This window comes from Corynebacterium sp. HMSC066C02 (assembly GCF_001814945.1).
In the GTDB taxonomy this organism is placed as follows: domain Bacteria; phylum Actinomycetota; class Actinomycetes; order Mycobacteriales; family Mycobacteriaceae; genus Corynebacterium; species Corynebacterium aurimucosum.
Genome location: NZ_KV818428.1, coordinates 15,351 through 37,341, shown reverse-complemented (window position 1 = coordinate 37,341; position 21,991 = coordinate 15,351). Strand labels below are relative to the sequence as shown.

Here is a 21,991-nt window from a genome sequence, read left to right as displayed (position 1 = left end):
GCCTTTTTTGATGGAGGTGTTCGCCCATGGCCGGTGCTGCTGGCTACGCTGTCCTGCCTACTACGATTTCGCTGGCGGGTATCGGCAAGGAACTGCAGGATAAGCTGCTTGCCCCCACCTCTAAGGCGGCGAAGAAGGCCGGCGACTCCATCGAGAAGGGCATCAAGTCTGGTGCTGATGATGCTGCGAAGCGTGTGGAGAAAGCCAACTACCGTGTGAAGAAGTCCTCGGAGGAGTTGGCTGATGCTGAGGCGAAGCGTAACTCTGAGGTGCTGAAGTCTCAGGCTGCGGCGAAGCAGCTGGAGGCTGCGGAGTCGAAGCTTTCCGAGATGAAGAAGTCCGGCAAAGCCAGCTCGGAGCAGTTGGCTAAGGCTGAAGGCGACGTGCTGACTAAGCGTGCCCGGGTTGAGACTGCCGCGCAGAATGTTGAGAAGGCGGAGCGCGGCGTCGAGAAGGCCATGGCTGAATCGAAGCGGGCTTCTGATTCGCTCGCTACGGCGCAGAAAGACCTCGAGCATGCCACGGAAGAAGCCACCAGTGCGACCAAGGAGTTTGGCGACGCCGCGGCTGATGCTGACGGTAAGGGCCAGGGCTTTGAGGTCTCTCTGGGCAAGATTGCCGCTGCCGGTGCGGTTGTTGTTGGTGCTGTGGGTGCGGCTGGTAAGGCTGCGTATGACATTGGTGCCCAGTTTGATGATGCGTATGACACGATTCGTGCGGGTACTGGTGCTAGTGGTGCTGCGTTTGAGGAGCTGCAGGATTCGATGCGCAAGGTCGCTGGCGAGTCCATTGGTGTTGGCTCTGATATGGGGGCTATTGGCTCGACGCTTGCGGATCTGAATACGCGTCTTGGGTTGACTGGTGCGCCGCTTGAGGAGATGACGGCTCAGTTCATGCAGCTGCAGAACCTGGGCGTGGATGCGGACATCAACGAGGTCTCGAAGGCCATGAGCGGCTTTGGTATCGAGGCGAAGGACATGCCGGGCGCGTTGGATGAGTTGTTCCAGGTGTCGCAGGCGACTGGGTTGACGATTACTGAGTTGTCGCAGTCGGCGGTGAAGGCTGGCCCCGTTTTGCGTGGGTTCGGTTTCTCGATGTCTGATTCTGCTGCGCTTGTGGGCCAGATGGATAAGGCTGGTCTGGATGCGGATAAGACGCTGCAGTCGATGCAGCGTGCGCTGGCGGAGTTTGCGTCTGAGGGGCGTGACGCGCCGGAAGCACTCAAGGAGACCATCGGGTCGATTGAGGAACTTATCAATGCGGGTGATGATGCTGCTGCGATTGATATGGCATCCGGTATTTTCGGTACTCGTGGTGCTGCCCAGTTTGTGGATGCGGTGAAGACCGGCACTTTGTCTGTGGATGATTTCATGGATGCGACGGGTGCCACCTCGGACACGATTGGGGGACTGGCGGAGGAAACCGCTGACTTCGCTGAGCGGTGGGACCAGTTTAAGAATCAGGCGATGTTGGCGCTGGAGCCTATTGCGGCGGCGGTTTTTGACTCTTTAGTTCCGGCTTTGGAGATTGCTCAAGGCGCGGTGTCTGGTGTTGCTGATGCTCTGAAGTTTCTAGGCGAGCATAAGGGCCCTGTTCTGGGGGTTGTTGGTGCTCTGGGCGCTTTGACTGCTGGCATGGCTGCTTATAACGCGGTGCAGAGCTTCAAGGATGCTGGTGGCTTTGTAGGCGTCATGGCCAAGATGAAGACCGCGATTATGGAGACCACGGTCGCGCAGAATCTTCTAAACGCGTCCATGTGGAAGTCCCCGATTACGTGGATTACGGCGGCGATTGTTGCGGTTGGTGTGGCGCTGTGGGCGTTCTTCACCAAGACTGAGACGGGCCGCAAGATGTGGGAGTCCTTTACGGAGGCTCTTGGCGCTGGCTGGGATTGGGTCGTTGAGAAGTTTAAGGCTGGCCTGGATTGGGCGAAGTCTACTTTTGGCCCGGTGTTCTCCCAGATTGGTGACACTATTTCTGGCGCGTGGGATACCACGGTGGAGAAGGTCACCGGGGCGGTCGACCGCATGAAGGAAATTTTTTCTGGGGCTTTGGACTTCTGGAAGACCGGCGACTCTACTGACTACGCCGAAGCTCTGGGCATGAACCCGGACTCTCCCGTCTTCACGTTTTTGCAGCTCTTCCGCGATAAGTTGATTGCGTTGAAGGACTTCGCTGTTGAGGCGTGGGGCTTCATGTCTGAAAAGTGGGGCGAGTTCACCGCTGGCTTCGGACAGTTTTATAAGACGTGGATTTCCCCGGTTGTGTCTTTCATGGGGGATGCGTTCCAGGTGCTGGGCACTGTTGTGGTTGGCGCGTTTAAGGGGATTTGGTCGGCGATTGAGCTCGTCGGCTCGATTATCTCAACGGTGTGGTCCTCGGTTATTCAGCCCACCCTGTCGGTGTTTATGTCTGTGGTGCAGTCTGTGGCGTCGTTCGTTGCCCCGATTTTCACCGCTGTGATTGGTGGGGCTTTCCGCACCCTGGGCGCCCTGATTTCTGATATTTGGAGTGGGATTATTAAGCCCACGTGGGATTTCTTCCGCAATGCAGCCGGACTGCTCGCGGATGTGCTCACGGGTAACTTCTCGAATATCGGGAATCGTTTCTCGTCGATGGGTGACGCTATTTCCGATGTGGTGCGCGGCGCTATCAATGCGGCGATGAACCTCTTCAAGTCCATCTTTGACAACGCGAAGGGCGTTGTGTCCGCGTTTGCTGACTCTGTCGGCAACATGGTGTCCGCTGTGCGCGGCAAAATTGGCGAGATGATGAGCTTGTTCGGGCAGATTCCGAGCAAGATTAAGAATGTTTTCGCTAATGCTGGCCAGTGGCTTGTGAATGCCGGTAAGAACATTATTTCTGGTCTCATCAACGGTATTAAGTCCATGTTTGGGCAGGTCGGAAACGCTATCGGGTCGATTATGCCGGACAAGATTCGCGGCATGATGGGATTCGCTAGTGGTGGTCTCGTCCTCGTCGACGGTGGTATCACCCGCGCCTATGTGGACGGCGGCATCGACAAGTTGGAGCGCTACGCCAATGGCGGTACTCGTGAGGACCATCGGGCGCAGATTGCTCGCGGTGGTGAGTGGCGTGTGTGGGCGGAGCCGGAAACCGGTGGTGAGTCCTACATCCCGCTCGCCAAGTCGAAGCGCAAGCGCTCCACTGAGATTCTTGCCAAGACGGCGGACATTTTCGGCCTCACCGTCTTGGACAAGGATGGGGAGCGTATCACCCCGGCCCCGTACTCTGCGGTAGCGCCAATGAGGGCCCACTACTTCGCCAACGGCGGTGTGGTGTCCTCGAAGGAGCTGTTGGCGTTTGCTTCTGGGCAGAATGTGAAGGGCAAGCAAGCCCCCGGCAGTCTTGAGGGGTCGCCCTATGTGTGGGGTGGTGGCCTGCTTGGTAACTGGGGTGACTGTTCTGGCGCTATGAGTGGCCTGGCGGCATTCGCTATTGGCATGGATTTGGCTGGGCGTAAGTTCGCCACCGGTAATCAGGGCCAGGTTCTTTCTCAGATGGGCTTCTCGTCGGGCATGTCGCCCGGTAAGTCCGCCTTTGAGATTGGCCACTTTAATGGTGGCCCCTACGGTGGCCACACCTCCGGCACGATTTATGACGCTAACGGGCGTGCTACGAACGTGGAGATGGGTGGCGGTCGCGGTAACGGCCAGATTGGCGGTGCCGCTGCTGGTGCTCGTCACTCCCAGTACACGAATCTCCATTGGATTGGTCTGAAGGATAAGCCCCCGGTGCCGCCGAAGATGAATGAGATTCTTCCGATGGCGGAGACCGGTGAGATTGACACGTCGCTGGTCACGGGTGAGTCCACATCATCCGGTTCTGCGTCGCAGACGGTGAAGCTGTCCCCACAGGAGGCGGCTATCGCGACGGCTGCGAACGAACTTGGGGATAAGTCCGTGGTGGAGCACCTTACTGAGGGGCTGCTTGATATGGCTGGTCTTGGTGGTGGCCTGTTGGCGAAGATTCTTCTGGGTAAGCCGGGGGATTGGCTGCCGTCGGGTGACTCCATCATCACTGAGAAGCAGGTTCAGGTTCCGACTTCTGGGAAGAAGGAGGAGCCGAAGGTTGATGTGGATAAGTCGGTGGCTCCGGCTGTTGTGACTCCGGATGAGGCTCGGAAGGCTAAGACTGCGGAGTGGGGCCAAGAGTTCTTCGTGAGTGAGATTGCGGAGGCTGCGAAGCGTCTTGGTGTGGGTGCTAAGGGCGCGAAGATTGGTGTGGCTACGGCGCTTGTGGAGTCGGGTAATCCGATGAAGATGTGGGCGAATCGTGCTGTGCCGGAGTCCCTGAAGTACCGGCATGATGCTATCGGCTCGGATTACGATTCCGTTGGCCTTTTCCAGCAGCGTGATAACGGCGCATGGGGCGAAGTGTGGCAGCGCATGGACCCGTACGAGTCTGCTGCGATGTTCTTCCGCCAACTGCACACCTTCAAGTGGCAGGACATGGACCCTGGCGCTGCTGCGCAGAAGGTTCAGGTGTCCGCGTTCCCTGGCCGGTATGCGCAGCAGATGGGCCTTGCTGAGGAGTTGGTCAATAAGGCTGGTGTATTCGGTGGTGGTTCGTCTGCCGCGAAGCCGGAGGTTCAGCTGAAGGGTGCTTTCCAGGAGTTCTCTTCCGCGTGGGATGGTGCCGATGCTGGCATTGTGGATACATCCTTGCTGCTGCGTAGTGAGGACGCCGCTAGGGCGATTCTGAACCTCGTTGAGGAGAGCGGTAAGGCAAAGACCGGTGTCGCCGCTAAGGACGCCTCGCCGGTGGCCTCCTACAAGCATCTGATGACGACGGGTGACTACGACGGACGTATGGCCCAGATAGGCATCCATGAGGATGATGACCTCGTCGGGGCTGTCATTGATGCCCGCCGCGCTGGTGCGGTGTATGACCAGGGTGGCTGGTTGAAGCCGGGCGGCATCGCGGTGAATCTGTCGAATGAGCCGGAGCCGGTGTTTAACGGTGACCAGTGGCGCGACATTAAGCGCGGCGGTCTGAATGGTGAGCAGGGTATGACCCTTGTGGTCAATCTTGAGGGCCAGGAGGTGCTGCGCAAGCGCGTGGACAAGGTCGAAGGCGAGGTCACTATCAACACGGAGGAGATTAGCAAGCTGCGCCGTCGTACTGGTGTGGCTGTTGCTGCGACTACTAGGGGAGGTGCGATGTAAATGGTGAATCCTGTGCGGTTTGGGTCCGGTTTTTCGGGTGTTGATTTGCCGGACCCGCCTGGCTACAAAATCACCTATACTGCGCCGCACCGACCCGGTGAGCAGTTCATTCTTCACTCGATGCTCGACACGGAGGCTGATGAGCAGCGCGTAGTCCTCAAAGAGGGCGGCTTTGGTGACGGTGTAGGCGGGGTGGACTTTACTTCGGTGGAGTCCGTCACCCGCTACGGTTCCCGCGTGGCCGGGATGAAGGTTCCGGCGTTTACCGGCTCTCTGGATGTGGTTGTGCGCCCTGGTCCTGATGAGTCTGTGATGGAGACGCTGCGTGATTGGCGCAACTCTTGGTCCTATTTTGCGGACGGGAAGTTGAAGGTTGTGGCGCGTGATGGTGGTGACCGTGAGGCGCGTGTGCGGTTGGTTAGTTTCGCAGAGGTTCCTTTTGACCCGTCCGGCGTGACCCTTATTGAGGATAGTGTTCAGTATCAGTGTCTTGATGGGTACTGGTCTGGGGGTGTTAGGGCATACACGGGTAACGTCACTGTGACGAGTCCCGGCGACCTGCCCCCGAAACTCCGGCTGCGTTGGGATGGGCAAGCCACCGCCTTCTCCCTACCAAGTGGACTGAGCTTGAGTCTGGCTACTGGGCCGGGCGTGCGATGGATTGATTTGGAGCGCGGCATGCAAGGCCAGGTGACCGACGAGGGCGGCAACGTTGATACCGGAACGTGGTCGTCGCTTCGTGGCGTGCTCGTGGGGGAGACGCTGCAGCCACACACAAAGAATGATTTTCAGTTGGGCGCGGGACTGACCCTAGAGGTTACCCCGCGCTTTCTTAGCCCGTGGAGGTGACACATGGTCAATTGGCAGCAGCATAAGGCTCACCGTGAAGCGGTCATGGAAGCCCACGGGCAGTACGTCGGCCTGTATGACAAGAATTGGGAGCCGGTGCTCGATATTGAGGATTGGCTGGAAGCGGAGTGGGGTGGCGTTTTTGCGGACGTGGGCAACATGTCCATGACCTTGCCGGGTGAGGTATCGCCGGGCGTGGTTAATCCCGTCGTGGACTACCTACTGCGCGATGACATCCGCCGCTTAGACGAGGGCGGCCGTTTGGATGCGCTCATTCACGGCGCGGTGCATGTGGTGGTGGAGCGGCCTGGTCTGCGCCGCCGCTGCTACCGCATCCTAGAAATCAGCCCACAGGGTGGCGACCCTGAGGGCAACCCCGCCGAGGTGGAACTGTCCGGCGTGGACTCGATGGAGCATTTGAAGCATTTGCCGTTGTGGGCGGACCCGTCAAATAGGTCGAAGGTGGTTCAGGCGCAGTGGGAGGACCGCCAGGACGGCAGTGCTGAGAAGGTCAGCCGCAAGCTCATTGGCCGCAACCTCATCGGCTACCAGCAGCCGAGCCTGATGGCGTCGATGTTCTCGTGGACGGACAAGTACACAAGCCCTGCGCAGTGGCGGGGATTCAACCCGTCGATGCACCCGGTGATTTGTTCACCGGTGATGTCTGGCAACCGCTCCGAGTGGTGCGTGGTGTCGGCTCGTTGGGACAACGCCTGGGACCTACTCAAAGCGACATGGGCGGCGGCAGGCGTGCAGCCTTTCGCGTGGCTGTGGCTACCCGGCGATGAGCAACCCTTCCCTTCCTATACGACGCTCTCGTTGCCGACGACGATTATCGACTTCGCCCCCAGGGCCACAGTCACCGGTGCTGCCGGCATCGTCGGCCAGGCATTCCGCCAGCTGAAGCGCACGATTAGCAGCGATGATTACATCACCTCTGTGACTGAGTTTGCGGACGTTGATGTCAGTAATACGGACGGGCGCAAACCCTGGGTGGTGTACACCCTGATGGATGCGCCGAGCGTGCAGGTGCGCAAGTCTACTGACCATCGCTTCCTTGTTGGTGGTAAGTCTCCGGACATGGTGAACAAGGTCGTCAACATCGGTATCAAATCAGCTATCGCGGCGGCTGTGTCAGCTGTGCCGGTGATTGGTGGCCCTGCTGCTGAGGCGATTAAGGGCGCCGGCGAGCTGGCGGCGGAGATGTCCGCAGACCGCCTGTTTGTGCTCAACGAGCACGTAGACCGTAATCGTGAGTTCCACTATGGGCGGTCCCGCTTCACCGCCATATCCAAACCGGGTGAGGCCAACACCGTTGACTCGCTACAGAAAGCTTGGCAGGCGAAGCAGGAGACCGAGGGCGGAATCAGCGCCGAATTCTCCATCGACAACCCCGACCCGTACCTACCAGGCCGCGACTTCGACCTCGGGGACACCATCGGCGTCACCGCGTGGGGTGTGGTGTGGGCCGCCTACGTGTCTGGCCTGACGTGGACCTCGAAACCGGGGCAGGAAGTTGGCTGGCAACTACGCATTGGTGATTACGCTTCGCTGGCGTCGCCGGGTGAGCTCTACCAGGCGAATAAGGAGAATGTTCGTGCTGTGATTGGCCGGCTGGCCGTGACAAAGGGAGGATAAATTGGATTACCGCTACATCGTGCCCACGCAGGTGCCGGAGTCGGAGCACCCGTACGCGGGGCTGTTTCTCGGCATCGTTCCGGAGGGCTACGAGTCACGGGCGGCTCGCCACATCTTCGACGAGCTCGGCGCACGCCTTGAGATTGGGGAGCCGGAGACCATCACGCTGGGGTGGGCGGTGGATTTCGATACCGATAGTGACCGCACCCGCACCAACATTGGGGACATCATGGACATGGTGGTTCCTGGAGCGGATAGGCGCGGCGTGAGGATTGTGGAGGGGCATCTTCCGCCCGGTATCCGGCTAGAGCGCCACACCGGAAAACTAGTCGGGGCGTTCACCCGCCCCGGCCTGTACGACGTGACCCTCATGCTTGGCCCGGCGGTGAAACTCGACCCGCTCGGCGGGGCCGGCACACCAGGCGAAGCTGTGGCGTGGATACCCATCAATCAGCAGAGGGCTAAGGCTGAATCATCGACACCCGCGCCTAAGACTCTGGCTGACCTGACCGCCCTAGAGCTATCCCAGCTCGCTGCTGAGGCCATGCGCCTAGAGCGCTTGAAGGCCATGGAGGAGCTAGACAATGGGTATTAGGCCAAACAACGGTGACAAAGCTGAAACCAATTACCGCGTCGACGGAAGCACTGAAGCCCAACAACTCATCAACGATGCGGAGCACACAGGCAACGAAGCCGGCAAGGTCTTCGCAGAGATTTCGGCGCAAGCAGACTCCGCCAACAACGGCATGAGCGAGCTTTCAAAAAGGGTGACAGCTCTAGAGCAGCTGAACAACCTCCCTCTAATCCTCTTCTGGGACGGGAAATCCACCAAGCCCCCATTACAGCCTAAGTGGCGTCTTTTTAACGGGTCGACCGGACAAATCGAGAAAGGATAGATAGATGGCAACGCTAACCCTCAAGGGGAAACTTGTTGACCTTACTACCAAGCCAGTTGAGGATGTCACAAATGTGACTGTAAAGGCCCCGGCCCCTAACGCGGCAAGCGTGGGCACGATTACTACCCAGCCAAGGAAAGTTAACCTTTCTTCGGACGGGTCTTTTTCTTTGACTGTGGCTGAAGGCACCGGCTGGCTGTTTATTGAAGGACCCGGATGGTCTGACAGCATCCGATTCGTCGCTAAAGCCGGGATGACGCTGTTTGAACAAGCCCGGCTGAATGCTGGACCGTGGCCTGTTCCGCTGCCGATTGCGGAAGCTTCTATTGAGGAGATCAGTAAAGCGCTCGAGTCTGCGATGTCGCGATTCAATAATGCTACTGAATCCACTACCCAGGTGGGCTGGGTAGCAAACGCTAGCAAGCGTCTTGCGCTTGATGCGGAAGGCAAAATACACATCGTGACTGCCCAGGTCACCCGAGAGCAAGACGCCGCATCAAAGGGCTACGTAGACGGGCAAAACAACTTCAAATCCCCACGGAGACTTACCTCAGGTGATATTGGGGAACTTCGGGGGAAAGACGATGCCGGAGAGTACGTCGTGGCGTCAGTCGACGCAGCGAAGAAGATTACCGGGTGGCCAGAAAACCAACCCGGGTATCTCGTAAACCGAACCGGGGGAATCCCCACCCAGGAAGTCATCACATACACGTCCGAGGGACCGCGACTCTGGTGGCGTGAATGGCGCCCAGGCCCCCAGTCGTGGAGCGACTGGATTGAGCCCGGGAAGAAGCAGGAGGTACGGGAAGATGTAGCCCTCGAACATGCGATTCGAGCGGATGCCGCAGCCAAGCGGCACGGCTATACCGTGCCCACCAATGGGCGCGGCGTTGTCATGCTCCGCTTTGACGATTACCCGCAGGACTTCATTAAGAAGATTCTACCCGTGCTCCGAAAGTATGACCTGCCGGCATACTGGGCGTGCACTATTCGGCACGTAGAGCAGGAGCAGCCCACTGATTGGGGAACGGTGCAAGACTGGTTCCTCAAAGACGGCGTGCGTATCTGGAATCATTCTAAGACGCATTCTAACTCCACCACGCCGGAGGATATTTTAGACAACATCGCTGGTGCAGCTGACTATTTCGAGTCGAAGATGCCGCAGGTCGCTATCGATGGGTGGGTGCAGCCCGGAACTGGGAGCAGCACCCCATATATCGATTTCAAATATGGTTCCCATCAGTCGTATTGGGATACGTTTGCAGGCCGGCTAATCATGCAACGTCATGGTGTAGTCAACGGTGGTACGGGTGGATACATGCAGCCGATGGGCGGTGAGGCAGTGGCTCAGTCGCACTACACCTATGAGGCTGTAACCGCGGATGATTTCAAAGAACAGGTGAAGCTGGCGCAGTCTGGGCCGTACGCTCTATCGGTGATGGCTCATCCGAAGTTCATCGGCACCGCAGGCTATATGTCTACGGCTGACTTTGAGTCGTGCATGGCGTGGCTGGCGTCCGAGCGTGACGCTGGCCGTCTGATGGTACTCACCGGGGATGTAGGCCCTTCACTTTCCGCTGGTGGTGGGTGCCGTAATGACCTACTGCCTGATTTTCCCACTGGGGCTTTGAAAAATACCATGTCTGCGACTCTGGACACGAAACCGGTGTGGTGGGCAGGTGGCGGAGTACGAGAGTTCCAGGCCACCGTCACAGTATCCGCGTCAACGGTCATAGAGCTTGAGGTGGCCGGCGAACCGGCAAAGAAGAAGCAGTACACGCTTCCTGCGGGGACACACACTATCCGCACATTTTTCGGCATGCCTAAGGGATTCACGACTTTGAACTTTTGGGTACGACGCATTTCCGGCGGAAAAGCGACTTTGAACGCGGCCCACGTCTACGCAGCATAAGGAGAAATTTTATGCACCGTACATCAACTGACAAAGAGTACTACGAATCTGGGAAAATCGTCATCGACGCAGACGGTATCCCCCTAGAGCCAGCTACGCTATCAGCGCTCGAGCTGAAAACCGATAAAACTTACGTCGATGGAATCGCTTGGAATAAGGGGCATATCTACAAGCAAGATAATCTTGATGGCTACTTCGGCCGAGAAAAACAAGGCACATATTCGCTGTCAAGTACTGTCGGAGGAAATCCGCTTGGCACACCGGGCTGGATGACCCTATCTTATGATTCGAGCTCGGCCCGATCGAGGCAGACTGTCACAGCGTCCTCTCCCACAGATGACCGCGCAGTCTACCGCACCTATTCAGGCGGGAAATGGACAGACTGGCGTCCCGACACCCCAATTGGGGACTACCTGAATTCCACATCCAACGCGGATGACCTCATCTACCCCGGCTACTACCCAGTCAGCAACTCGCAGGCGGCAGGTCTACCGACTAGCGTGCTAGGTACTGTCCAAACGCTCCCCGCAGGAACCGCGAGCGCGGACAATGTGCAACTCTTCGTATCCTCGGAGGACACGCCCCGCATGTGGGCGCGGCGCGTCGGTGGACAGTGGTCCCGCATCGGCACCGACACCGACAGCAATACCGGAGGAAATGAAGAAACCCCCACCCCAGGACAAATCACCTGGGGGCCGGTAACCGAAACCACTAGGAAGTCCTCCGAGATTGCTGGGACTCTTAGCCACGACCGGATGGTCGTGTTCAACGGAGTCGGCGGGCCTCTGCGACAGTCCCGAGACCAGGGCAAAACGTGGGAAATTGTCCACCAGTTCCCAGGGCAGTCAATCGAGCTGGTGGAGCCGCTGGCCAATGGGGAAATCCTGGTGGCGACGAGTGGCACCGTGGACGGTGTACCCTCCACCCGCAGGGTCTACGTCAGCGACGGATACGACCCGGCGGACCCATCGGCGGCGCAGTGGACACACAAGCTCACCGGCTCGGCACAGTTCGTAAAATTCGTGGACTGGTCCATCAACCAACACGGGCCGATTATTGTCCTCGCAGAATACGGGCCAAAAGGCGGCATGGTGTGGGGCTCCGGGTCGGAGCCTATCCCAGAAGGAGAAAACGCACGATACGCTCACCTTTCCCTAGACCACGGAAAAACATGGAAGAGAATATTTGACCTCAACGAGTTCCTAATCTCACGAGGACAGGCAACCCTACTTCACCACATCCACGGCGTCGCATGGGACCCCTACTGGGACCGCATCTGGTTGTCCTTCGGCGACGCGATGGGAGGTAACGGCTCAAACGGCGTCATCTACAGCGATGACCTCGGCGCAACATGGGAAGTTGCCTACCACTCCGCTGAGGTAGACACACCCGCTGGGTGGCAGGTAGTCGGCATCCAGCCGATGAAAAACTGCGTCCTATTCGCTGGCGATATGACCCCAGCGGGAGTTATGCGCCTAGACCGTGCAGGTGGAAAACACCGCGAAAAGTGGGAATTTGTCGAAGCCTGGAATTACGGAGAATCGCACAAACTTCTTTGCCACGCTATCCGCCACCACGAAACCGGGCGCACTGAAACCACCCTCTTCGGATTCTCACGTGAAGGCACCCCCAGCCCCAGCATCATTGTTGGCACCCATGACGGAATCCAGTGGAACCTTATCTGGGAATCCTCAGATAACGCCTCGCCCGGATTCCGATTCATGGCCGGCCCGACTCTTACAGGTGAGCTAATAGCTGCAATTAATAGGAGTGGAACGTGGACAGAATTGAGGGGAAAAATTGATGCCTATTAGACCCGTCACCCCAGGGAACGCTCACGAAGCATCACACGAAATCACCTAATCGCCGCCCACAAGGCGGCATTTTTTATACCCAAAGGAGGGCGTGATGGTTACTCACCCGATGAAACCGGGCACCTATCAGGTGTCTAGTGGCTATGGGCCACGCTGGGGCACGTTTCACGCGGGCCTGGATTTCGCGGCACCGATTGGCACGCCGATTTATGCGGCGGCTGATGGTGTCGTGGTTGAGGGCCGAGAGCGCTATAACGTTTCTGGTTTCGGCTCGTGGATATGGCTGGACTGCCAGGATAGCGTCGGCAAGGACTTCATCTACGGCCACGTGAAGCACGACGGCATTCTAGTTAAGGCCGGTGACCGTGTACGAGCAGGCCAAAAGATAGGCGTTGTGGGCAACGAGGGCGAGTCCACCGGGCCGCACCTGCACTTTGAGGTGTGGGGGTCGCCGGGCCGCCTAGGTGGCGCGCATCAGGACCCGGCCCCGTATCTCGCGGGTGCCGCACAACCCGGCGAGTCCACCTCCCGCCCTGTGGGGAAGCAGGGCGGCACCCTCTTCGGCGTTGATGTGTCCGAGCATCAGGACGGCATGAGCCTCAAGCAGGCGGCGCGTGAGGGTATCGACTTCGCTATCATCCGCACCACCGACGGAACGCACCGTGACCGCTGCTACCGCTCACATCTTGAGGATGCGGAGGGCGCCGGGATGCTCACGGCTGCTTACCACTACCTCAGGAACCCGTCTGAGGGCACCAGCGTGGCGCAGCAGGTGCAAGCCTCCCTGGAGGTCATGGGCGACAAGAAGCGCCCGATGTGGATTGATGTGGAGACCAACGCAGGACTTCATGTTGACCACATCCGTCAATGTAAGCGTGAGTTCGAGCGCCGGGGCGTGCGGGTGATTGGCTGCTACTCCTACGTCCCCTACTGGGAGGGCCGCATCACCTCGGGCGAGCCGGACAGCCACGAGTTCGGAGCGTTCTGGGTCGCAGCCTACGGTACCAACCCCCGGGGCAAGCCCCGTGACATTTACCCCGGCGACCAGCACCGCCAATGGGACTACCCGCTAGGCAACCAGAAGCCCGCCCTGTGGCAGTTCGGCAGCAACGCCCTCGTCGCGGGGCACGCGGTGGACATCAACGCCTACCGGGGGACACGCGCCGAGCTGGGAGCGCTATTCACAGGAAAACAGGAGCAGGAGCAGGAGCTAAGCATGGCCGACATTCAAAGAATCCTCGACCACATTGACCGGAAAACCGAAGAGACCAAGCGCTACGTCGATATTCGCATCACCGACCCCATTGGCTCGGATGTGAAAGATATTCGACAGCAGCTGACAGGCGGGCGCGACAAGATTGTCCGCGAGGACGGCACCGTGGACATTGAGGCGTCGTACCCCGGCTGGAAGCACCTAGGGGTGAACGAGAAAGGCAAGGGCATTACCCCAGTTGACGCCCTTGCTCACATGATCCAGATGATTGTCCGTATTGAGCGCAAGCTCGACCAGCTCCTGGGAGGTAAGCGATGACACGTCCTTCACCGATGCTCACTGAGGTGGGCGAGTACGTAGCTGACGCGGTGGCTGCTGAGCTGGTGGCTCAGCCGTGGTGGCTACGCTTCAAAGGCACCATCATGCTGGTGTTGCAGGCCCTAGCGTGGCTGGCGGGTATCCTGCCCGTCTATCTGGCGGACGCCCCGGCGTGGTTCATCGCCGTGGCTGGCGGTATCGGCTTCATCCTCACCACGCTTGTCAACCGGCTCACGATTGATGGGGTGACCCCGTCCATGGCGGGCCGCTTAGCTGAGCAGGCCCAGCACGCAGAATCCGAGGCCGCGCCCGCCACCCTGCCGGTCTACACCGGGCCAACCACAGCAGGGGAGTGACCGGTATGCCGATTGACCACCTGCCCGCCAAATACCAGCCAGCGGCGCGTCGGCTCCGCGCCTGGTGCATGGGTGACGCCCCCGCCCTTGTCATCCTCGGCATCTCCATCATGGCCCGAGGTGTCTCCTACCTCCCACCGCTCATGTCCCCGCGTGCGCAGGCCGCGCACCCCGCCGAGGGCTTCCTCTCCATGCCAACCTGGGCCGTGATTTGGATAGTGATTGGTGCCGCCTGCATTCTGTCGGCGTGGTGGGGAAAAGCCACGCCCATAGCGGTAGGGGCTGGGGTAGGTCTCAATATCTTGTGGGGCTTAAGCTTCCTGACGAATAGCATTATCAATGACAGTCCACGCGCCTGGGTGTCCTCCATTGGCTACATCTCCCTTGCCCTTCTGACCATTTGGGCGGTGTGGCGAGGTCACCGCGAACCGGCACTAGAGGGGGAGGAGATACGCGATGCACTTCAGCGAGATTGATGGGGGGCAGCTGGCCACCATCATCGTCGCCATCATCTCCGCTCTCGGAGCCTACGCTGGTGTGAAGGCTAAGGCGAGTGCTGACCGTAAAGCGGCTGAGCCTGCCAACTGGCAAGCCCTCACCACGGAAATGAAAGCCTATTTCAAAGAGCGCCTAGAAACCCAGCAGGAACGGCTCGAATCCCAGGGGGCGCGCATCGCCGCCCTAGAAGACCGGCTGACTGACCACATGGATTACGCGGCGTGGCTCGAAGGCCTAGGCCTCCCCAAACCCCCATTCCTGCCGTTTGATGAATGGCGCGCACGCCGATAAACCTGACCCTCACCCTGTACGGGTGGGGGTCTTTTTCTGCGTTTTAGGGGGATTCTGCCGCAGGGAAGAAATTCCCTGAACCACGCGACTCCCACCCAGGAGGCCTATACCGCTTAAGGCGCTGATGGGCAGTCACATGCTTCATCCCCAATGACTCCGCTAGGGAGCGAAGGGACACTGAAGAATCCTCGAGGATTTTGTGTGCAATCTCGGACCACTCAGGTACCCCAGGGGCAGCATTAAGCACATCGATTTCCTGTTGCGTGAGAGGCCTACCCCGCCGTGATTTAAGAGCAGCCGCACGTCCCGCTTTCGCCCCCGCAGACCGATTGCGACTAATCTCACGCGACGCCTCCACCGCTTTAAGTGGGTTGCGGTGGGCGTCCAAGTCTGCGAGATGCTTATTGGAGTGCTTTTCCCATGAAGCCCGCATATTCCCACGCACCTGCTGGGATACAAGGGGCTTTTGGGCATGTAGACCGTGACGCTCGCGATAGTCGGCAACCTTGATTTTATGGCCCAGGCTGACATGGGTAGAGAGGTGCTTGAATCGCTTGCCGCACTCATGGCATAGGAGGCCGTCGGGGTTTTCGTCGATGATGCCGTATTGGCCGTGGCCGTCTTTGTCGCCTACCTGCATTATCGGCTCATCTTGCTAATCGCTTGTGGGGAGACGCCGGCGGCGCGGGCTACGCTGGCTTTGCTGGCACCGGCGGCGAGGGCGGCGCGGATAGCTTTGTCCCGCTCCTGGCGGAGCGCCTCAGCGGTGTCCGCAGCGTGCTGATATGCGAAGGCGGCTTCCTCCACGTCGGCGAGCTGGAGTTCCCCCAAATCCCCGGCGGCGCGGGCGGACTTCACAGCACCGATGAGGAAGTCTGCGTCGGCTTCGCTGATAGCGTCCTCGTCAATGTCGCGGTCGTCCAGCTCTTCGATTTGGGCGATGTAGGTGCGGAGTACGTCTTCGGCGGCGTCCTCGTCCATGTCGAGCATGTAGTGCAGGGTCTCAGCAAGGCGGTTGATGGTGGTGCCCTCCTCCTCGCGGAGGTTGACGACGGACACATCCCAGACGTGGCAGGCGAGGCCTTCTAGGATGTCGGCGGTCAGTGGGCGCGGCTCCGTGGGGGCTTCGTCCTCGTCTAGCTCGGATTCGTCTAGTGGGTAGACCGCTAGGAATTGGTCATAGTAGTCGCCATATTGAGGATCGCGGCGGTTGTCCTCGTGGTAGTCGACTAGCTGACGGCGGAGGTCTTCGAGCGTCTCGCCGGTTAGCGTATGCACTTCGTTGGTGGTGGTGAGGGTGTACATGGGGTGTCCTTTCTGGCGGTGGTGGTCTTGGTGCCCGGCGGGGGAGTCGAACCCCTGCTGCGACCGTCCGGGCTGCTTTTTAGAGTGCGTTGTTGGCGACTACGCTCCAGAAGTCGGCGTCCTGGTCGAGGTAGAAGCCTTCGCCTTCGGTCTGGATGAGGGTGTCGGCGATGGCGTCGATGTCGTGTTCGTTGGCGTACTCTCCGAGCGGTTCGATGATTTCGCGCTGTACTGCTTCGTTGCGGGTGGTGTAGGTGTTCATTGTGTTTTCCTTTTCTCTGTGGCTCTCTGCCTTACACCTATAACTATACACCACCGGGTTTAGGTGTCAACCTGGTTGACGTGTGTTTGCGGTCACACTATAGGGGCAGATAGAGCACCACCGTCGAGGCCTCAAAAACCCACGACAATCCCACGACACGCGCCGCTGTAAACCGCCGTAAATCGCTGTAAAAGACTGCAATGGCCAAAACATAGAAACCCCCTCCCACCAGCAAAAACGCTAGTAGAAGGGGGAAAGAAAAAGTGCCCCCAGCAGGATTCGAACCCGCGACACATGGGGTAGAAACCCACTGCTCTAATCCACTGAGCTATGGAGGCGTACCGAAAACATCATAACGCACCGCTGCGGACCACCTGATTATCGGGCTATCGCTGGTGTTAGTTCTGCGCTGGTGTTGAGGAAACAAATTCGGCAAGGCGGGCGGTGGCGGTGGTGAGGAGGGAATCGATCGAGGTAGCCACGCCGTAGAGATAATCCCCAGCCTCCGTGGTGTGGACTCCGCCGCGTCCGCGGGAAAGTAGCTTCACATTGAGATCTTTTTCAAGCTTGCGGACGGTCAGGCTCAAAGAAGGTTGTGTGAGCTGTAGCGCTTCCGCAGCTTGCGTGAAAGAACCGTGATCTACGACGGCCCGAAAGTGGTGAAGCTGGCGAGAGTCCATGAGAGCAGACTACACGAATGCTGAGAATAATTTACCTTTTAGGTAAGAGAACGTCTGTGGCGGTAGACTGCCCACCATGCACACTGAGAAAGAAAATCCCAGTTCACAGCACTTTCGGGGGCTGGCGCACTCGGGGTCGGGAGCGCAGCCTTCCCGCTTGTTGAATTTTTCTTTCGTCGTCTTCGCGGGCCTCGTGGGAGGAATTATTTCCTTGTTCTTTCTCGCGGATTCGCTTGCCGCCCTGGGCATCCCCGACCCAGGCCGCATGACAACGTTCGGCCTTCCCTTCTTCCGTGCGGTTGCCTGGATGCTCATGGCGCTAGCCATCGGTTCATTTATGTCCAGTGCCTTCTTGATTTACCCGGCCGTGCCGGACAAGGACAACGAGCGTCTCATCGAGGCTGGCCTGACCGTCGATGGGCACATTGCGGCGCGCACCGGCGCGTGGGCCGCCGTGGGCGCTGCGGTGGTGTCGTTGATTGAGGTTCCCCTCGTGATGTCGGACCTCACCGGTACCCCGTTGGGCCAAGTCCTCAACCCAGAGCTGATGGGCATGGCGGTGGGACAGATTGCCACGTCGCAAGTGTGGCTGCTCACCGCGGGAATCGCAGCGCTCGTTGCCATTATGGGCTTTGTTGCGCGCACCTGGGCGGGACAGGTTGCCATGTTCTTCCTGTCGCTGTTGTTGACGGTGCCCCTCGGCATGGAGGGTCACTCGGCCTCCGGCGGCGATCATGATTACGGCACGAACTCGCTGCTATTGCACCTTTTCTTCATCATGCTGTGGGTCGGCGGGCTCATGGGTCTCATTGCGCATGGCCGCCGCCTAGGCCCTGACATGGGCGTGGCGGTTCGCCGCTACTCTACGGTTGCGCTGCTGTCCATTGTGGGGCTGGCGGCGACCGGTGTGGTCAACGCGCTCATCCGCGTTGAGTTAGGGGATTTATTCACCACTCGCTATGGATTGCTGGTGTTGAGCAAAACAGTGCTCACCGTGGTGCTCGCGGCCATCGGCTTTGTGCATCGCCGGGTCACCATTCCGCAACTGACACGCACTCCGCGCCTGTTCATCCGGGTGGCCGTGGTGGAGGTTCTCATCATGGCGGCCACAGTCGGCGTGGCCATCTCGATGGGCCGTACACCGCCCCCGCCGCCGCGGGATCCGAACCTCAACGCCATGCAGATCCTCGTGGGCTACGAGCTTTTCGACGCCCCCACAGCCACCAACGTGTGGACCATGTTCCGCTTTGATCTCATGTTTGGCTCGCTCGGACTCGTGCTAGCCGGCTTCTACCTGTACGCGCTCTGGCGTCTGAAGCAGCGTGGGCTGACGTGGTCGGCGGTGCGTACTACCTGGTTCCTTGTGGGCTCACTGGGCCTGACGCTGATCCTGAGCAATGGCATCGGCCTATACATGCCGGCGCTGTACTCCATGCACATGTTGGTGCACATGATTCTGTCGATGGCAATTCCCCTGTGCCTCGTGTTGGGCGCCCCAGTGACGCTGGTGATGGAAGCCTTTGAGCCGGGTGAGCCGGGCAAGCCCACGCTTCACGACGCCGCCGTCGCCCTCACCAAATCCCGTACCCTGCGTGTGCTCACGCACCCAGCGGTCAATGTCCTGCAGTTCCTGGCCATCCTCTACGTGCTCTACCTCTTCCCGAGCTTCTATGAGGTCGCCATTTCGGAGCATGCAGGGCATGTCATCATGAACTGGGTCTTCTTGATCTCCGGATATATCTACTACTGGGAGGTCATCGGCCCGGATCCGCTGCCGTGGCGCGCGCCCACGGGCGTTCGTCTGTTGATTCTGTTTGTGTCGATGCCCCTGCACCTCTTCGCCGGTGTTTATCTCATGCAGATGCAGGTGATTCTTGGTTTGGACTTCTATGAATCCTTGAACCTGCCGTGGAACCCGGACTTTGTGAGGGACCAGCGGACCGGCGGCGGCATTTCTTGGGGATTCGGCCAATTCCCGCTGGTGATTGTGTTCGGCTCACTATTCCGGGACTGGCTGCGGGAAGATCGCGCGACTGCTCGGCGCTATGATGCTAAGGCAGACGTGGACGGCGATGCTGATCTGGAACGCTATAACGCGATGCTCAAGCAAATGGGGGAAGGCGACGAGTCTAGCTTCCGCCAGCACTAGGGGTGCCAGCACGAGAGAGCTGGCGCGTCCAGGGTGATGGAAAGGGTACTTCTGCCTGGATAAACGGATTTTTGTTGACGCTTGCAACAAGTTATCCACAGGTTGCTGGCGGAGTCATTGCGGGTGCTGTTCCTGGTGGCAAAGATGCGAGGTAAGGGAGGCGCATCGCTTCCTCAACCGCAAGAAAGCTACCAGCCATGACCAGCAAAGGAATCAAGCAATGTCTCAATACCCAATTTCCATTACAGGACGTCTGACTCACGACCCGCACCTGACCAAAATCAGCGACACCATGTATAAGGCCCGCATCCGTATCGCTTCTTCCCGCAGCGTTCCGGAGAAAGACGAGGAAGGCAAAACCGTATGGCGGGAGCTGGATCTCAACTTTATCGATGGAGAAGTGTGGGGGCAGTGCGCCATCAACGTGAAGAAGTCACTGTTTAAGGGCATGCCCGTCTTCGTTATGGGCTCCATCGTGACTGACCGGTGGGAAGATCAGCACGGTGCGAAGCGCTCTAGGACCTATATCAAAATCGCCCACGTGGGCCTGGACCTCAACCGCTTCTGCATCACCTCTACAAAGATCGGTACCTCCTATGGTGAGGAGGGCAGCGAAGCCCTCTGGCTAGGGGAGAATCCGCCGGTTTTGGACGTGGATTACACGGCGCCGCCGAGCGATTCACAAAACGCAAGGGATACGCAGAACACAGAGAGCACAGAAGGCTCGGAGAGTGCAACGGAAGAAGCAATGCCAGCTGCATTGCGGCCGGGAGATACTCCGCAGGACACCGCGGCGGACCGTCAGCAAGCGCAGTCCGGGGCTGAGCCATACCTTGAACCGGAGCCAGAAGAAGCGATGGTCCAAGGACAAAGGACTACCGCCGCCCATGTCATGTAGTCTTTGTACTGTTATTTACCAATCCTGACAGAAGCAAAGGGTGAAACATGGGCGAATTCATCTACACGATGAAAAACGTGCGTAAGGCCATCGGTGACAAGGTTATTTTGGACAACGTCACCATGGCTTTCTACCCGGGCGCCAAGATCGGCGTCGTGGGCCCCAACGGTGCAGGTAAGTCCTCGATCCTGAAGATTATGGCCGGACTGGATCAGCCTTCCAACGGCGAGGCGTTCATCGATCCGGGCAAGACCGTCGGCATCCTCCTCCAGGAGCCGCCGCTCAACGAGGAAAAGACGGTCCGTGAGAACGTCGAAGAGGGCCTTGGAGAAATTTTCCAGAAGAAGCAGCGCTTCGAAGAGATTGCCGAAGAGATGGCCACCAACTACTCCGATGAACTCATGGAGGAGATGGGCAAGCTCCAGGAGGAGCTCGATGCTGCCGATGCCTGGGAAGTGGATTCCAAGATCGAGCAGGCCATGGAAGCACTGCGCTGCCCGCCGTCCGATGACCCGGTGACCAACCTTTCCGGTGGTGAGCGCCGCCGCGTCGCGCTGGCCAAGCTGCTGCTGAGCGAGCCGGACCTGCTGCTGCTCGACGAGCCTACTAACCACCTTGACGCCGAGTCCGTCCAGTGGCTGGAGAAGCACCTCGAGTCCTACCCGGGTGCGGTCCTCGCAGTGACCCACGACCGCTACTTCCTCGACCACGTCGCGGGCTGGATCTGTGAGGTGGACCGCGGCAAGCTCTACCCCTACGAGGGCAACTACTCCACCTACCTGGAGAAGAAGGCCGAGCGTCTCGAGATCGCTGGCGCTAAGGACAAGAAGCTGCAGAAGCGCCTCAAGGACGAGCTCGCGTGGGTTCGCTCCGGTGCGAAGGCCCGCCAAGCCAAGAACAAGGCTCGTCTCCAGCGCTACGAGGAAATGGCTGCGGAGGCCGAGCAGTACAAGAAGCTCGACTTCGAAGAGATTCAGATTCCGACTCCGCCGCGCCTGGGCAACAAGGTCGTGGAGGTCAAGAACCTGACCAAGGGCTTCGACGACCGTGTCCTCATCAAGGATCTTTCCTTCACCTTGCCGCGCAACGGCATCGTCGGTGTTATCGGGCCGAACGGTGTGGGTAAGTCCACCCTGTTCAAGACCATCGTGGGCTTGGAACAGCCGGATTCGGGTTCCGTTGACGTCGGCGAGACCGTCAAGCTGTCTTATGTTGACCAGGGCCGCGAGAACATCGACCCGGAGGCCACCGTGTGGGAGGTCGTCTCCGACGGGCTGGATTACATCCACGTCGGTCAGAACGAGATGCCGTCCCGCGCCTACCTCTCCGCTTTCGGTTTCAAGGGTGCTGACCAGCAAAAGCCTTCCAAGGTCCTCTCCGGTGGTGAGCGTAACCGCCTGAACCTGGCCTTGACCCTCAAGGAAGGCGGCAACCTGATCCTTCTCGATGAGCCGACCAACGACTTGGACGTGGAAACCCTGGGCTCCCTGGAAAACGCCCTGGAGAAGTTCCCTGGCTGCGCCGTGGTCATCTCCCACGATCGCTGGTTCCTCGACCGCACCTGTACTCACATCTTGGCGTGGGAGGGCAACGTCGCAGAAGGCCAGTGGTTCTGGTTCGAGGGCAACTTCGGCGACTACGAGAAGAACAAGGTCGAGCGTCTCGGCGAGGAGGCTGCACGCCCGTCCCGCGTTACCCACCGTAAGCTCAGCCGCTAGGGCCT

The 21,991-nt window shown here is 59.1% G+C and carries 18 protein-coding genes and 1 tRNA gene; 14 read left to right on the top strand and 5 right to left on the bottom strand.

What is annotated here, in order from left to right; genetic code table 11:
- The first annotated feature begins 26 nt into the window (after positions 1-26).
- The 11 genes from HMPREF2996_RS00200 to HMPREF2996_RS00150 all read left to right on the top strand — a co-directional run bounded on the left by HMPREF2996_RS00200 (position 27) and on the right by HMPREF2996_RS00150 (position 14,974).
- A complete protein-coding gene (locus tag HMPREF2996_RS00200) occupies positions 27-5,189 on the top strand; it encodes a phage tail tape measure protein (protein ID WP_070729531.1) in 5,163 nt (1,720 codons plus the stop codon).
- The gene (locus HMPREF2996_RS00195) at positions 5,190-6,038 is read left to right on the top strand and encodes a hypothetical protein (RefSeq protein WP_070729529.1); all 849 of its coding nucleotides are present in this window, start codon (positions 5,190-5,192) and stop codon (positions 6,036-6,038) included.
- A 3-nt stretch (positions 6,039-6,041) separates the two neighbouring features.
- Entirely contained in the window at positions 6,042-7,676 is a 1,635-nt protein-coding gene (locus HMPREF2996_RS00190; RefSeq protein ID WP_070729528.1) for a Gp37-like protein, read from the top strand.
- A 1-nt stretch (position 7,677) separates the two neighbouring features.
- The gene (locus HMPREF2996_RS00185; protein WP_070729525.1) at positions 7,678-8,271 is read left to right on the top strand and encodes a hypothetical protein; all 594 of its coding nucleotides are present in this window, start codon (positions 7,678-7,680) and stop codon (positions 8,269-8,271) included.
- Positions 8,261-8,572 (top strand): hypothetical protein, encoded by a 312-nt coding sequence (locus HMPREF2996_RS00180; protein ID WP_070729523.1) that lies wholly within the window; start codon positions 8,261-8,263, stop codon positions 8,570-8,572. The genes HMPREF2996_RS00185 and HMPREF2996_RS00180 overlap by 11 nt, the downstream gene beginning before the upstream one ends.
- Positions 8,573-8,576: 4 nt before the next feature.
- Complete coding sequence (locus tag HMPREF2996_RS00175; RefSeq protein WP_070729521.1) at positions 8,577-10,484, top strand: polysaccharide deacetylase family protein; 1,908 nt, start codon at positions 8,577-8,579, stop codon at positions 10,482-10,484.
- An 11-nt stretch (positions 10,485-10,495) separates the two neighbouring features.
- Positions 10,496-12,298 (top strand): hypothetical protein, encoded by a 1,803-nt coding sequence (locus HMPREF2996_RS00170; RefSeq protein ID WP_070729519.1) that lies wholly within the window; start codon positions 10,496-10,498, stop codon positions 12,296-12,298.
- A 94-nt stretch (positions 12,299-12,392) separates the two neighbouring features.
- Positions 12,393-13,829: a peptidoglycan DD-metalloendopeptidase family protein gene (locus HMPREF2996_RS00165; protein ID WP_083313753.1), complete on the top strand. Its 1,437-nt coding sequence runs from the start codon at positions 12,393-12,395 to the stop codon at positions 13,827-13,829.
- On the top strand, positions 13,826-14,185 hold the full coding sequence (locus tag HMPREF2996_RS00160) for a hypothetical protein (protein WP_070729517.1): 360 nt from the start codon (positions 13,826-13,828) through the stop codon (positions 14,183-14,185). Before HMPREF2996_RS00165 ends, HMPREF2996_RS00160 begins: the two co-directional genes overlap by 4 nt.
- Positions 14,186-14,190: 5 nt before the next feature.
- Positions 14,191-14,661, top strand: coding sequence for a hypothetical protein (locus HMPREF2996_RS00155; protein ID WP_070729515.1), 471 nt, complete (start codon positions 14,191-14,193; stop codon positions 14,659-14,661).
- Complete coding sequence (locus HMPREF2996_RS00150) at positions 14,642-14,974, top strand: hypothetical protein (RefSeq protein WP_070729512.1); 333 nt, start codon at positions 14,642-14,644, stop codon at positions 14,972-14,974. The genes HMPREF2996_RS00155 and HMPREF2996_RS00150 overlap by 20 nt, the downstream gene beginning before the upstream one ends.
- Positions 14,975-15,017: 43 nt before the next feature.
- On the opposite strand, the gene HMPREF2996_RS13085 is transcribed toward HMPREF2996_RS00150, so the two are convergent.
- The 5 genes from HMPREF2996_RS13085 to HMPREF2996_RS00125 all read right to left on the bottom strand — a co-directional run bounded on the left by HMPREF2996_RS13085 (position 15,018) and on the right by HMPREF2996_RS00125 (position 17,221).
- A complete protein-coding gene (locus tag HMPREF2996_RS13085; protein WP_070729511.1) occupies positions 15,018-15,614 on the bottom strand; it encodes a MucR family transcriptional regulator in 597 nt (198 codons plus the stop codon).
- Complete coding sequence (locus HMPREF2996_RS00140) at positions 15,614-16,279, bottom strand: hypothetical protein (protein ID WP_070729510.1); 666 nt, start codon at positions 16,277-16,279, stop codon at positions 15,614-15,616. The genes HMPREF2996_RS13085 and HMPREF2996_RS00140 overlap by 1 nt, the downstream gene beginning before the upstream one ends.
- Positions 16,280-16,358: 79 nt before the next feature.
- On the bottom strand, positions 16,359-16,541 hold the full coding sequence (locus HMPREF2996_RS00135; RefSeq protein ID WP_070729509.1) for a hypothetical protein: 183 nt from the start codon (positions 16,539-16,541) through the stop codon (positions 16,359-16,361).
- A 264-nt stretch (positions 16,542-16,805) separates the two neighbouring features.
- Positions 16,806-16,879, bottom strand: a tRNA-Arg gene (locus HMPREF2996_RS00130).
- Between the two features lie 60 nt (positions 16,880-16,939).
- Positions 16,940-17,221 (bottom strand): LysR family transcriptional regulator, encoded by a 282-nt coding sequence (locus HMPREF2996_RS00125; protein ID WP_070711218.1) that lies wholly within the window; start codon positions 17,219-17,221, stop codon positions 16,940-16,942.
- Positions 17,222-17,297: 76 nt separating this feature from the next.
- On the opposite strand from HMPREF2996_RS00125, the gene HMPREF2996_RS00120 reads away from it, so the two are divergent.
- From HMPREF2996_RS00120 to ettA, 3 genes are all read left to right on the top strand, one after another.
- Positions 17,298-19,370 (top strand): bifunctional copper resistance protein CopD/cytochrome c oxidase assembly protein, encoded by a 2,073-nt coding sequence (locus HMPREF2996_RS00120; protein ID WP_070729508.1) that lies wholly within the window; start codon positions 17,298-17,300, stop codon positions 19,368-19,370.
- Positions 19,371-19,590: 220 nt separating this feature from the next.
- Complete coding sequence (locus HMPREF2996_RS00115; protein ID WP_070711220.1) at positions 19,591-20,268, top strand: single-stranded DNA-binding protein; 678 nt, start codon at positions 19,591-19,593, stop codon at positions 20,266-20,268.
- 47 nt (positions 20,269-20,315) lie between these two features.
- On the top strand, positions 20,316-21,986 hold the full coding sequence (gene ettA / locus HMPREF2996_RS00110) for an energy-dependent translational throttle protein EttA (RefSeq protein ID WP_070711221.1): 1,671 nt from the start codon (positions 20,316-20,318) through the stop codon (positions 21,984-21,986).
- Positions 21,987-21,991: the final 5 nt, after the last annotated feature.